At 39.2% G+C, this 13,728-nt stretch carries 11 protein-coding genes and 2 pseudogenes; 2 read left to right on the top strand and 11 right to left on the bottom strand.

Annotated features, from left to right (window positions below):
- Positions 1-284: 284 nt before the first annotated feature.
- The 7 genes and pseudogenes from rpoE to V7024_RS07270 all read right to left on the bottom strand — a co-directional run bounded on the left by rpoE (position 285) and on the right by V7024_RS07270 (position 8,320).
- Positions 285-818 carry a DNA-directed RNA polymerase subunit delta gene (gene rpoE / locus V7024_RS07300; protein ID WP_335517691.1) on the bottom strand — a complete coding sequence of 178 codons (534 nt, stop codon included), beginning with the start codon at positions 816-818 and terminating at the stop codon, positions 285-287.
- 150 nt (positions 819-968) lie between these two features.
- On the bottom strand, positions 969-1,610 hold the full coding sequence (locus V7024_RS07295) for a TetR/AcrR family transcriptional regulator (RefSeq protein WP_335517687.1): 642 nt from the start codon (positions 1,608-1,610) through the stop codon (positions 969-971).
- A gap of 67 nt (positions 1,611-1,677) precedes the next feature.
- Positions 1,678-2,817, bottom strand: coding sequence for an acyl-CoA dehydrogenase (locus V7024_RS07290; RefSeq protein ID WP_335517685.1), 1,140 nt, complete (start codon positions 2,815-2,817; stop codon positions 1,678-1,680).
- 13 nt (positions 2,818-2,830) lie between these two features.
- Positions 2,831-3,961 carry an acyl-CoA dehydrogenase gene (locus tag V7024_RS07285; protein WP_335517683.1) on the bottom strand — a complete coding sequence of 377 codons (1,131 nt, stop codon included), beginning with the start codon at positions 3,959-3,961 and terminating at the stop codon, positions 2,831-2,833.
- Positions 3,962-4,037: 76 nt separating this feature from the next.
- Positions 4,038-4,889 (bottom strand): 3-hydroxybutyryl-CoA dehydrogenase, encoded by an 852-nt coding sequence (locus V7024_RS07280; RefSeq protein WP_335517680.1) that lies wholly within the window; start codon positions 4,887-4,889, stop codon positions 4,038-4,040.
- 17 nt (positions 4,890-4,906) lie between these two features.
- Positions 4,907-6,082 (bottom strand): annotated as a pseudogene (locus V7024_RS07275) (acetyl-CoA C-acetyltransferase); the annotation flags it as partial.
- A 129-nt stretch (positions 6,083-6,211) separates the two neighbouring features.
- Positions 6,212-8,320 (bottom strand): (Fe-S)-binding protein, encoded by a 2,109-nt coding sequence (locus V7024_RS07270; RefSeq protein WP_335517673.1) that lies wholly within the window; start codon positions 8,318-8,320, stop codon positions 6,212-6,214.
- A gap of 293 nt (positions 8,321-8,613) precedes the next feature.
- Between V7024_RS07270 and cls the strand changes: the two genes are divergently transcribed.
- Complete coding sequence (gene cls / locus V7024_RS07265) at positions 8,614-9,807, top strand: cardiolipin synthase (protein WP_335517670.1); 1,194 nt, start codon at positions 8,614-8,616, stop codon at positions 9,805-9,807.
- A 222-nt stretch (positions 9,808-10,029) separates the two neighbouring features.
- Here cls and V7024_RS07260 read toward each other — a convergent pair whose 3' ends face one another.
- Positions 10,030-10,176, bottom strand: a complete 147-nt coding sequence (locus V7024_RS07260; RefSeq protein WP_335517667.1) for a quorum-sensing peptide PapR — start codon at positions 10,174-10,176, stop codon at positions 10,030-10,032.
- Between the two features lie 87 nt (positions 10,177-10,263).
- Entirely contained in the window at positions 10,264-11,121 is an 858-nt protein-coding gene (locus V7024_RS07255; protein ID WP_335517664.1) for a helix-turn-helix domain-containing protein, read from the bottom strand.
- Positions 11,122-11,302: 181 nt separating this feature from the next.
- Between V7024_RS07255 and V7024_RS07250 the strand changes: the two are divergent.
- A pseudogene (locus V7024_RS07250) lies at positions 11,303-11,955 on the top strand (M4 family metallopeptidase); the annotation flags it as partial.
- Between the two features lie 46 nt (positions 11,956-12,001).
- Here V7024_RS07250 and V7024_RS07245 read toward each other — a convergent pair.
- Together V7024_RS07245 and V7024_RS07240 are read right to left on the bottom strand one after the other, a co-directional pair.
- On the bottom strand, positions 12,002-12,604 hold the full coding sequence (locus V7024_RS07245) for a response regulator transcription factor (RefSeq protein WP_335517661.1): 603 nt from the start codon (positions 12,602-12,604) through the stop codon (positions 12,002-12,004).
- Complete coding sequence (locus V7024_RS07240; RefSeq protein WP_335517658.1) at positions 12,601-13,728, bottom strand: sensor histidine kinase; 1,128 nt, start codon at positions 13,726-13,728, stop codon at positions 12,601-12,603. Before V7024_RS07240 ends, V7024_RS07245 begins: the two co-directional genes overlap by 4 nt.

Raw genomic sequence — 13,728 nt, 5'->3', positions numbered from 1 at the left:
CGCCTGTTACAAAAATATACTTAGTCATGAATGTGCTCCCTTCTACTTTGCTGTTATATAATTACCGCTGCAAATCGCAGCGTATGTAGCTAACACTTACCTTATCTTATTGTTAGACTCTTTCATTTTTCTAAACAAAAAACAAAAAAGAAAATTGCTCCCTTTATCACCAAAAGTAATAAATAGGGAGCAATTTTCTTTTATATTTACACGTAAAAGTTATTATCGTCTTTTTTAAAGAGCCCAAAAATGATTCTACATGGACGATAATGAAAAGTCAAGAACTACAACTCTTCCTCTTCTTCTTCTGATTCGTCGTATTCTAATTCATCTTCCTCAACGAAATCATCATTATCTTCTTCTTCATCTAAGTCATCAAGATCATCTTCTTCTTCTTCATCAAGAAGTTCATCAAGATCTTCTACATCTTCTACATCTTCTTCTTCGATGTCGCCATCGTCTTCGAAATCAGCATCTTCTTCGATGTAGTCATCTAACTCATCTTCCTCAGCTTTACGTTTCTTCTTAGGCTTCGGTTGAGGTAAAATTTCTTCATCAATTTGCTCGTATGGGTACCATCCACGCAATCCCCAACGATTTTCTCCAAGGTTGATAAAGCGCCCATCGATATTTAAATCTGTATAAAATTGCGCGATTTTCGCAGCAACTTGTTCTTCAGATAGTTCCAGTAATTGAGCAGTTTCTTGAACTAAATCATGAAACGGTGTTGCTTGTTTTTTGCCCTCTAACAAGCTATGTACAACTTCGATCATGGACAATTCTTTTAGCTCTTCTGGTGAAAATTGCTTTAAATTCACTTGTGCGGCACTTCCTTTCTTAAAATATATCCTAATTATATAAAGGCCTGTTCAAAAAAAATCCATACTATTCATTATAAACAAAACTGCACCAAATATGCCACAAAAAAAACAGGGAATCATAAAGTGATTCCCTCTGCATATGGAAGGTTATTTTCCTTTTTCATTTTGAATCATATGAGCACCATTTAATACATAGCGAATTTGCATCTCTGTATACTCTTCCAATGTATAAAGTTTCTGCAACGCCCAGCGACGAAATCCCCACATTTGTCCTTGAATAAAAATATTATGAGCAAGCAGTTGAATCTCTTTTTTTGTTAAAGTAAATACTTTATTTTGAACACATTGCTGTAAAATATCTTCGAACATTCCTACCATTTGAAATTCTTTCTCTAATACGTAAGGCAGCGATTCTTTTGATAGAAAACGAACCTCTTGATACATAATAAGAACCTCTTCTTGCAATTCATCCATAACTTTAAAGTAATTTGTAATCGCTGCTTTTAAACTATCAACATTGCCTTTTCCTTTGCAAAGCACTTGCTCTAAGCGCTCTTTTACATGTTCATAAATACTATCACACACTAAATAAAGCACATCATCTTTCGTTCGAATATATTCATAGAGTGTACCAATGCTAAAGCCTGCTGCCTTTGCGATTTCTCTCGTTGTTGTGCGCGGAAATCCTTTTTGTTTAAAGAGCTGCACAGCACCTTTAATCATTTGTTCACGCCGAAGTGCAATGAGTCTTTCATCTTTCACAGATGCTTGTACATTGTGCTTAACCATCTCCTTCACCCCTTTTCTATCATTTTGCAGGAAGAAGCGTAGGAGGCTCCTACGCTTCTTATCACTTCTACTTTGTTAACATGCGTGAAATAACAAGACGCTGAATTTCTTGCGTCCCTTCGTAAATTTGTGTAATCTTTGCATCGCGCATAAAGCGTTCCACTGGATAATCTTTTGTATAACCGTACCCTCCAAATACTTGCACAGCCTCTGTTGTCACTTTCATTGCTGTATCTCCTGCAAATAATTTCGACATTGCTGATTCTTTTCCATACGGCAAACCTTCTGATTCAAGCCAAGCCGCTTGATATGTTAACAAGCGCGCCGCCTCTACTCCCGTCGCCATATCCGCTAGTTTAAAGCCAATTCCTTGCTGCGCGGCAATTGGTTTCCCAAACTGATGGCGTTCCTTCGCATAATCAGCAGCAGCATCAAGTGCGCCTTGTGCGATACCAACCGCTTGCGCGGCAATACCATTACGGCCGCCGTCTAACGTTTGCATTGCAATTTTAAATCCTTCGCCTTCCTCGCCAAGTAAGTTCTCGGCAGGAATGCGGCAATCTTCAAATATAATCTCCGTCGTCGGTGAAGAACGAATACCAAGCTTGCTCTCTTTCTTTCCAACAGAAAATCCAGTCGCATTGCTTTCCACAATAAATGTACTTGTTCCGCGCTGCTTTGACTCTGAATCTGTCAGTGCAAACACAACATAAATATCCGCAATTCCGCCATTTGTAATGAAAATTTTCGAACCGTTTAAAATATAATGATCGCCGTCACGCTTTGCTGTTGTTTTCATTCCACCAGCATCAGAGCCTGAACCCGGCTCTGTTAAGCCGTAAGCGCCAATTTTCTTTCCTTCTGCCATCGGACGTAAATATTTCTGTTTTTGCTCCTCTGTACCAAATTTTAAAATTGGCCATCCTGCAAGCGATGTATGCGCCGATAACGTTACACCTGTAGATGCGCAAACACGTGACAGCTCTTCTACCGCAATCACATAAGCTAAGTAATCGCTTCCAATTCCGCCGTACTCTTCAGGCCACGGAATACCAGTTAAGCCAAGCTCCGCCATTTGATCAAATAAAGCGCGGTCAAAGCGTTCTTCCTCGTCGCGCTCCGCTGCCGTTGGTGCCACTTCATTTCTCGCAAAGTCACGAACCATTTTCCGAATCATTTCGTGCTCTTCTGATAGTTTAAAATGCATCTCTATTTCCCCCTTAAAGCGCTCTACTAATAACTAAGCGCTGAATCTCGCTTGTTCCCTCATAAATCTCACATATTTTTGCATCGCGGAAGAAGCGCTCCGCAGGATACTCTTTTGTATAGCCATAACCACCAAGCACCTGCACACCTTCAACAGCAACTTCTACTGCTGTTTTGGAAGCAAATAATTTTGCAATTGATGCTTCCTTTCCGCATGGTAGACCTTGTGCTCTTAGTGATGCAGCGCGGTATACGAGCAGGCGAGCTGCTTCGACAGCTGTTGCCATATCCGCTAGCTTAAATCCTAATCCTTGCTGCGCAGCAATTGGTTTGCCAAATTGATGACGCTCTTTCGCATAATCAGTAGCACACTCCAGCGCTGCTTCAGCGATGCCAAGTGACTGTGCCCCGATACCGATGCGACCAACATCTAAATTTGCCATCGCCACTTTAAAACCTTGGCCTTCTTCGCCAAGCAAATTCTCAGCAGGAACTTTCATATCTTCAAACGTTAATTGCACTGTACGAGAACCTAATAACCCCATTTTGTGTTCATCTTTTCCAACAATTAAACCCGGTGTATTTTTTGGGACAATAAATGCCGATATCCCGCGCGTACCCGCATCTGGATTTGTAGAAGCAAACACGATATATGTATCCGCTTCGCCGCCGTTTGTGATGAATACTTTTGAGCCGTTAATAACGTACTCATCACCGTGCCTAACTGCCCTTGATTTCAGGCTCCCAGCATCTGATCCAGCGCCTGGCTCTGTTAATGCAAATGCCCCTAAATATTCACCCGCTGCCAACTTTGGAAGATATTTTTGTTTTTGCTCTTCTGTTCCAAAATATAAAATAGGATTCGTTCCAACAGAGGTATGTACCGCTAAAATCACCCCTACGGTAGCGCTTACTTTTGAAATTTCATGAATGGCTAAAATATACGAAATAAAGTCCATTTCCACTCCGCCGTATTTCGCTGGAATCGGTATCCCCATTAGTCCAAGCTCACCCATTTTCTTTAGGACTTCTCTAGGAAACACCCCTTGTTCCATAATAGGAACAAAGGGAGCAATTTCCTTCCCGGCAAAGTCCCGAACCATTTTCCGCATCATTTGCTGCTCTTCTGTAAATTGAAAGTTCATCTACTCCACCTCAAATTATTTTCTATTGTGATTGAACGATTTAGTAAGACCACTAGTACACCGAAAAAGGTGTTTATTATTCATAAACGTAAAAACCGCGTCCTGTCTTACGTCCTAACCAGCCTGCGTTCACATATTTACGTAGGAGCGGGCATGGTCGATATTTGCTATCTCCTAATCCTTCATGCAGTACTTCCATAATGTATAAACACGTATCTAAACCGATAAAATCAGCAAGTGTCAACGGTCCCATCGGATGATTCATGCCAAGCTTCATGACTTCATCGATTGCTTCTTTCGTTGCCACGCCTTCATATAGCGTATAAATTGCCTCGTTAATCATTGGCAATAAAATACGATTAGAAACAAACCCTGGGAAGTCATTTACTTCAACTGGGACTTTGCCGATTTTTTTTGTAATATCCTCAATCGTTTCATATACAGCGTCCTCTGTTGCTAAGCCGCGAATAATTTCGACAAGCTTCATAACCGGAACTGGATTCATAAAGTGCATACCGATGACTTTTTCTGGACGATTTGTAACAGCTGCAATTTCAGTAATTGGCAGCGAAGATGTATTTGTTGCCAAAATCGTATGCTCCGGTGCTAATTCATCTAAGTTCGCAAAAATTCGCTTTTTAATGTCCATTCTTTCCACAGCCGCTTCGATGACAAGGTCTGCTTCTTTTACACAATCTAGCGTAAGCGTTGCTGTCAGACGATTTAACGTTGCCTGCTTATCCTCTTCGCTCATGCGGCCCTTCTCGACTTGTCTAGATAAATTTTTAGTAATAATCCCGATTCCGCGGTCTAACTGCTCTTGTTTTAAATCTTGCATATATACGTCATAACCTGCCATCGCACACACCTGTGCAATTCCAGAACCCATTTGCCCCGAACCAATTACGACAATCTTTTGTACTGTCATGTTTATAGCCCCCTTTTTTACTGAACCTCAATCATGATTGCGTCGCCTTGACCACCGCCGCTGCAAATAGAAGCAATCCCGATTCCGCCGCCGCGCTGCTTCAATGCATGAATAAGAGTCACGATAATGCGCGCCCCGCTTGCTCCAATTGGATGCCCCATCGCAACTGCTCCGCCGTTTACGTTAATCTTCTCTGGATCAATGCCTGCAATATTTGCACTTGCAATTGCTACAGCAGCAAACGCTTCATTAATCTCAAATAAATCAATGTCTTCCACTTTCTTGCCTGTTTTCTTTAATAACTCGTTAATGGCATAGCCTGGTGTTCTCGGAAAATCCTTTGCTTCCACCGCAATTGCTGTATGCCCTAAAATCGTTGCAAGGGGTTTTCTTCCTTCTGCCTTCGCACGCTCTTCACTCATTAATACGAGCGCCGCTGCTCCATCATTTAAACCTGGTGCGTTCCCAGCCGTAACCGCTGCATCCTTATCAAATACAGGTTTTAGCTTTGCTAATTTTTCAACGGTTGTATCTTCGCGCGGTGCTTCGTCGTGCGCTACGACTACCGGTCCCCCTTTTCGCTGCGGCACAGATACAGGGACAATTTCTTCTTCAAAGCGGCCTTCCTTTTGCGCTTGGGTCGCACGCATATGACTTCTATATGCCCATTCGTCTTGCACTTCACGGGAAATGCCGTCTTCTTTCGCAACATCGCCGCCGTACACACCCATATGTATGCCAGTAAATGAGCACGTTAAACCATCTGCCACGTTTAAGTCGACAACTTCGTTATGTCCCATACGATATCCCCAGCGTGCGCCGCGTAAAATATATGGACTATTGCTCATCGATTCCATGCCGCCTGCTACAAGTAACGAATGATCGCCAGTACGAATAATTTGATCTGCTAACGTTACAGCACGAAGTCCGGATGCACAAACTTTATTCACTGTTTCTGTGCGAGTCTCCCACGGAATCCCTGCTTCTCTAGCAGCCTGACGCGATGGAATTTGCCCTTGTCCTCCTTGAATAACCGCCCCAAATACAACTTCTTCAATATCACTTGCTACAACATTCGCGCGCTCTAATGCCGCTCCAATTGCAATTCCTCCAAGCTCCGTTGCCTTTACATCCTTTAAAGCTCCCCCAAACTTTCCAACAGGTGTTCTTGCAGCACTTAAAATTACTGTTCTTGTCAAAACATATTCCCCCATTTCTTCTTATTACGGCGTTGATTGAACGCTCGTTCAGTGCAGCTGTTGTGAGAAAGAGGTGCACTGTTTGCACCTCCTTTTATCTAAAGTTGTACGGATTCTTATATGTTACATTGCTTCTTTCTTCGGCCCGATGACAGAGCGCTCTAAAATCTCTGTTATATCAAGCGTTTGCACGCGCTCTTCTACTTCTTTCGCCTTCGTACCATCGCTGATCATCGTTAAGCAATACGGGCAGCCCGTACCGATCATCGTCGGCGATGTAGAAAGTGCTTGTTCGGTACGTGCCACGTTAATGCGCGAACCAGCCGTCTCTTCCATCCACATCAGACCGCCGCCAGCTCCGCAGCACATTCCCGTTTCGCGATTACGTTCCATTTCAACAAGCTTCACACCTGGAATCGCTTTTAAAATATTGCGCGGCGCTTCATATACTTCGTTATAACGTCCTAAATAACAGGAATCGTGATACGTAATCGTTTCTTCTACGCGGTGAACTGGCTTTAAGCGCCCTTCTTTCACCCACTGTGCTAACAATTCTGTATGATGATAGACTTCTGCTTGTAAGCCAAAGTCTGGATACTCATTTTTAAACGTGTTATACGCATGCGGATCGATCGTAACAATCTTCTTCACACCTGCTTTCTCGAATTCTTCAATATTTTTACTCGCCATATCTTGAAAAATAAATTCATTTCCAAGGCGGCGCGGTGTATCTCCTGAGTTTTTCTCTTTATTTCCGAGGATCGCAAAGGAAATACCAGCTTCATTCATTAACTTCGCAAATGATAACGCAATTTTCTGGCTTCGGTTGTCATAGGATCCCATGGAACCTACCCAGAATAAGTATTCAAACTCTTCGCCTGCTTTCGTTTTTTCTTTCACAGTTGGAATGGAAACTTCTTCTTCCATCGTACGCCACGTTTCACGCTCTTTACGATTTAGTCCCCAAGGGTTTCCTTGACGCTCGATATTTGTCAGAGCACGCTGCGCTTCTGGATCCATTTTTCCTTCTGTTAAAACGAGGTAGCGGCGCAAATCAATAATTTTATCAACGTGTTCGTTCATAACCGGACATTGATCTTCACAGTTACGGCACGTTGTACAAGCCCAAATTTCTGTTTCAGTAATGACATCACCAATTAAACTTGGATTGTATGTGAGCGTTGCTGCCGATTCATGTTGTCCCTCTCCAGCTGCCATCATCGCTAATTGGTTGCCTTTTGTATTGTTAAATGCAACGGTTGGTACCCACGGTGCGCGCGACGTTACTGCTGCACCTTTATCTGTTAAATGGTCACGCAATTTTAAAATTAAATCCATTGGCGACAACATCTTACCAGTTCCTGTTGCCGGGCACATATTCGTGCAGCGGCCGCACTCTACGCATGCATATAAATCAATAAGCTGCGTTTGTTTGAAGTCTTCAATTTTTCCAACGCCAAATGTTTCTTGCGTTTCATCTTCAAAATCAATTTTTTCTAATTTCCCTGGGTTTGTTAAACGGCTAAAGTATACATTTACTGGTCCTGCAATTAAATGCGCATGTTTCGATTGCGGAACGTAAACTAAAAACGTTAACAAAATAAGTAGATGCAGCCACCATGCAAAATAGAACACGACAATTGCAGCTGTTTCTCCAATTCCAGAAAATAAGTAAGCGATTGCAGAAGCGATTGGTTCACTCCACGATAATTCCTCGCCATGCCAAATGATGCCCATTCCATTACCAAGGAGAACGGATAACATTAAGCCGCCGATAAAAATTAAAACAAGTCCTGCTTTAAAGTTCCTCTTTAGGCGAACAAGCTTCTCAATATACCTTCTATAAAAAGCCCAAAAGACTGCGATTAAAATGATGAGTGTGACGATTTCTTGGAAGAATGTAAATGCAGAATATAGTGGTCCAAGTGGAAGATGTGATCCTGGTGCTAAGCCTTTCCATACGAAGTCAATTGCTCCAAACTGGACAAGAATAAATCCGTAAAAAAACATAACGTGCATGATGCCGCTTTTTTTATCTTTGAGCAGCTTCTTTTGTCCGAAGACATTCCCTTTAATAAGATCCCATCTTTCTTTGAAACGGCGATCAAACTCTATTTTCTTTCCTAATTGTATGTAGGTAATTCGTGTGCGGATAAGATACACAAATAAATACGCTGCATACGCTATGACGGCGATTGTCGCCAACCAATTGACAATTAATAAGCTATTCATATTTCTGCCAACCCCTCTCCATGTAGTATACTTTTTATTTTTGAATCTTCAAAAATAAATAATTTTCTGAATTTATTACCCCTACTCCCATTATATGATGAGTGAGCATTCAGTCAACAGTTTTTTGTTATACAACAATATATTTTTTCATAAAGCTTTTTATTTCGGTGAAACTATAAAGCGACACTTCCATCAGTAGGTTTTTTCCTTTCCCATTGATGCCAACAGTCTCTGAATATTTAGGTGTGGGCAAATAGCGGGATATAAATGAATATAGAGGGGGGAATGACTACATGGGCTTTTTATTTCTCGTCCTTATCTTTCTCTTACTGTGGGCAACCTTCGACTTTATGTGCGGAAGAAAAATCCATTTAAACAACCTTAAACCACGTTCCTTTCCTGTACGCCATAGTAATTTTAAACTGTATACATATGGTCAAACATTATATAAGGAACTATTTACTGATATACAACACGCTAAACATCATATACATATTTTGTTTTTTATCGTAAAAAATGATGAGATTAGCCATACCTTTTTACAGCTTTTAATGGAAAAAGCAGAGCAAGGTATTGAAGTTCGCCTTCTCCTTGATCGAATCGGCAGCCATCATTTGTCAAAACAAATGATCCATAAGTTAAAGAAGCGCGGTGTGCACTTTTCATTTTGTCATAAAATCCGCCTTCCCTTTCTCTTTTTCTCTGTTAACCAAAGAAACCATAGAAAAATTACAATTATTGATGGGAAAATTGGATACATTGGAGGCTTCAACATCGGGGAAGAATACTTAGGGAACGACCAAGAACTAGGGCCTTGGCGTGACTATCATCTACGGCTTACCGAAGAAGGTGTACAAGATTTGCAAACGCAGTTTCTGCACGATTGGCGCGATGATACAAATGAAGACTTATTGCACGAAAATTATTATTTTCCAATACTAACAAAAGGTGCAACTTCTCATCAATTTGTACCAACTGACGGCGCATATTTACAACAAACTTTTCTCAATCTTATTGAAAAGGCAACAAAAGAGCTGTATATTGGTACGCCCTATTTTATTCCTAGCAAAAAACTAATGAACGCATTGCTGCGCGCTCAAAAAAGAGGCGTTCATATCACGATACTCGTACCTAAAAAAGCGGATCATCCATTCGTTCGCGAAGCAAAACTTCCATATTGCCGGAAGCTTATTCAAGCAGGCTGTCATATTTATGAATTTCTAGATGGATTTTTTCACGCGAAAATTATAATGGTAGATGGCTGTATTTGTGATATTGGAACGGCAAATTTTGATAAACGAAGCTTATATATTAATCATGAAATTAATTGTATATTATATGGCTCACCATTTTTAGAACAAGTGAAAAAAGAAATTGACCAAGACTTAGAAGCATCCGTTTTACTTTCTATGGACGATGTTTCTTCTTTATCCCTTTTAGATAAAGGAAAAGAATGGATTGGAACGTTACTTTCTTTTTTTCTATAAAATGAAACTTACATTGTGGGACTGTTCTCCTGCAAAAACAATGACCTTTACAAGATGGAAATAACTGAATCAAGATTTAGATGAGTAGCGGACTCTATTCGGGGAATAAAACGCCGAAGCAGTAGTACACTTGAACGGTAAACTTATGCTGAAGATTATTACAGGAGGAAATAAGACCTAAAAAAGAAACAACCGCCTTGATTAGACGGTTGTTTTTATATCTTAGTGCTCATATGGTAAATCTGAAGCTAATTGTACTACATCGCTATGATTTGTTACTGCTTGATTTTGCTCTACTAACGTACTTCCAAATGAAATACTAGCTAGCATTGCTAATGTTAATAAACTTCCAACAAGAACTTTCTTCATATTCCATTCCCCCTATGTCTTTTTTTAAATATAACATGAAATTTTACCCATAAAACATGCAATTATGCATACCCATTTTTTACCTAATTAAATTTTCATTTTGTTTAACAATGTATTTTTATAAGAATGTAAGTCCAATAGTTCAAAGAAGAAAAGCGCTTTTTCATAAGCAATTCTAATCTCAGCTTCTGAATGCCCTAACTTTTCAAGACATTCTCCTTTTTGATAAAATAATTGCCCAATGAGTGCCATGTTACCAATGCGGCATGATGTTTCAATTGCTTTTTCAACGTGATAAAGAGCTCGTTCATACTGTTCATCTGCATACAATGTCTTAGCATAATTATAGCCAACCTTTATCGCAAATTCCTCGTTACTATGTAGTGACTCTAACTGTTTTAAAATATCTTGATAAAGTTCGAGGCTTTTTTGAATATGTCCATTTTCCGCATAAATATTTGCAATTGAATTTTCAACATATAAATTTTGAAATACATCGATACCTACTAATTGCTGATTTATTATTTTTTTTAACTCCAAAATACAGTATTCATAATTCACTTTTTTCAACACATATGCCGATAAGTGATAGTGCCAAAGAAGAAACTGTTGAAACTCTGGCTGATCTTCTTCTTTCTTTAATTCATCCCATACCTTTTTATAAATTTCTTCATATTTCTTTTGTTTGCATAATGATTGAATATGATCTTTAAACTGCTTTTTTCGTTCAATATCAGAATAAGCTAGCACTTCATAAAAATGAATGATGGGTATTTGTAGCTTCGCCGCAATTCCTTGCAATATATCCATACTTGGATATACTACTCCTGATTCAATTCTACTTACTTCTGATTGATGACATATGTTATCAGATAACTGCTTTTGTGTTAAACCTCTCATTGCTCTAATCTTTTTAATTTCAACTCCCAGTTTTTGCGCGTGCATATTCGTCCACCATCCCATTTATAGCAATTTAGTAAAAAAATGGCCATACCACTATAATAATGCCATTTCGACAATTTTCGATATGAAATATTGTATAATTTATATAAAGTTCAGCAATTTCCTCTTACAATTCATCTCATACAAATACAAGATTAGGAGTGTTAGAGATGAATTATAAAAAATGACTAGTGCCCTTCTTTCTTTCGATCTGCTCCTTACTTTATCAACTGAAGTAATTCATGCGTAAGAAATTGATAAAAACCAAGTACAAGTCGAAGTTGCTCAGCCTGGCCTAACTATCGGCAAATTAACAGAGCCCCAAAACAACACGAAAGAAAATATTGCGAAAAAATACTTAAAAGGTGAAGTACAAAGGGCAAAAGCACAACAAGAACAAGTTACCACTGAAAAAAGTGTTGCTTTCCAACTTACAAATAAAAAGAAACAAAAGAAAATCAAACAGAAGTATGTCTTACCCAAACATATAAAAGCTACAAAGTATACGGTCAAGACTTAATTGTAAAAGTAGATAAAAATAGAGTAATTACAACTGTCAGCGGTAAAGTTGCCCAAAATTTAGCACAACAACCTAATCTTACTATAACAAATTTTTTGTCGAAAAATGAAGTAAAATCTTCCTTACAAAATGCTCTTCAAATTCCAAACGATGCGGTAGAAAAAGAATTTACTAGTGAAAATGTCATTTATAAAAAACAAGACGGCAGCTACACATATGCCGATGTTATTATATTTACATATGAAAATAATGATCAAGTCATTAACCGTCACGCCATTATTGATTTAATTCATGGTGAAATATTATTCCAAGAAAAATGATAAAAAAAGATGTTTACCGATTCACATTGGTAAACATCTTTTTTCATATCCAGCCTTTTTCTTCGGCAATCCCAATCGCCTCAATCCGATTTTTTGCATCTAGCTTCGTTAAAACATCCGAAATATAATTTCGAACGGTCCCAGATGAAAGGTATAGTATTTTGGCGATTTCATTTGTCGTTTTTCCTTCTTTCGCTAATAGAAGAACTTCTTTTTCCCTATCTGTTAAAGGATTTTGTTCTTGCCAAAGTCCAAACATAAGCTCAGGAGAAATTTCTCGTTTCCCATTCATAACATTACGAATTGCCGCTGCAAGATCCTCACTCGGACTATCTTTTAATAAATATCCCTGTACATTTGCTTTCATTGCCCGCTCGAAATAACCAGGCCTTGCAAATGTTGTTAAAATCATAACTTTGCACGGTGATTGTTGTTTCCGTAACGTTTCAGCAACATCCAGCCCGCTTTGAATCGGCATTTCAATGTCCATAATACTAATATCCGGCTGTAATGTTTCAATTAACTGCAAAGCCTCTTCTCCGTTTTCCGCTTGCCCAACAACTTCAATATCATCTTCTAAATCTAGCAAAGCTCCTAACGCTCCGCGAAGCATACGCTGATCTTCTGCAATGATGATTCGAATCATGCACGCGCACCTTCTTTCCCTGTTCTTATGACAATTGGGACATGTATCATTAACATCGTTCCATCATGAATATCATTTAATTGAAGCACTCCATCAATAAGAGCCAAGCGCTCCCTCATGCCAAGAATACCATTCCCATCATGATTTTTTTGTAATCCAATGCCATTATCCTTTACTTGTACAACCAATTTCCCTTGTTCTTCAAATAATGTAATCGTACATTTTGTTGCCTTACTATGCTTCACCACATTTGTCACCGCTTCACGTACACACATTCCTACAATGTTTTGTTCTAGCGGCGATAATACATCCGTTCTTGTCTCCTGTTGCACCTCTAACGATATACTAGCAGCTTGAAGAATCACCTTCACTTGCTCTAGCTCTTCTTCTACAGTAATCATCCGCATATCAGAAATTAATTCTCGCAATTGTTTTAACGCCGTTCTTGATGTTTGCGTAATTTCCTTCGCCTCTAGACAAGCGCGTTCCGGATTTTTCACAATAAGCTTCTCAACAAGCTGGCCTTTTAATGTAATAAGCGATAACGTATGTCCTAACGTATCGTGTAAATCTCTTGCAATACGCTGTCGTTCTTCGCGCTTCACTAAATCACGAATTTGTTCATTTGCTTCACTTAATTGTGTTCTTAATACTTTTTTCTGATTAAAATTCCGCATACCAAAAGGTGTAACAATCATTAAAATAAACATCGGGATTACAGTTATAGCAGACGTGTTTGCAAACTCACGTATGTTCATCAACATAAAAGAACCAATCATTACGATCAAAAAGACAAACAACAATCGAAATTGTTTTTTTGTCGCAGCAAACCCCATTGCGTTTGCTGTATAGAATCCAAAGAAAATCATAGATGGGTCATAAAACGTACCAAATAAGAATGTAATTACAAGTTGAATGCAAGCCCACATAACAAAATTCTTCGGTACAAAATAAAGCTGGCGGTATGCAATAACAAAGAGTGCAAGCATCCCGCCTCCTAATAGCAATTTCCAACCTGATTGCCCCATCAAGTAGTAAAGAGGGTACAACAAATATACGAGCCATATATAAGGGAAAAAACCCATATGCTTTGGAAAGATTTCAAACTGCTTCTTTTCAAACAT

Origin of the sequence: Bacillus sp. JJ864, assembly GCF_036963045.1 — a bacterium.
Lineage (GTDB): Bacteria > Bacillota > Bacilli > Bacillales > Bacillaceae_G > Bacillus_A > Bacillus_A pseudomycoides_C.
This window is presented reverse-complemented; position numbering and strand designations above follow the sequence as displayed.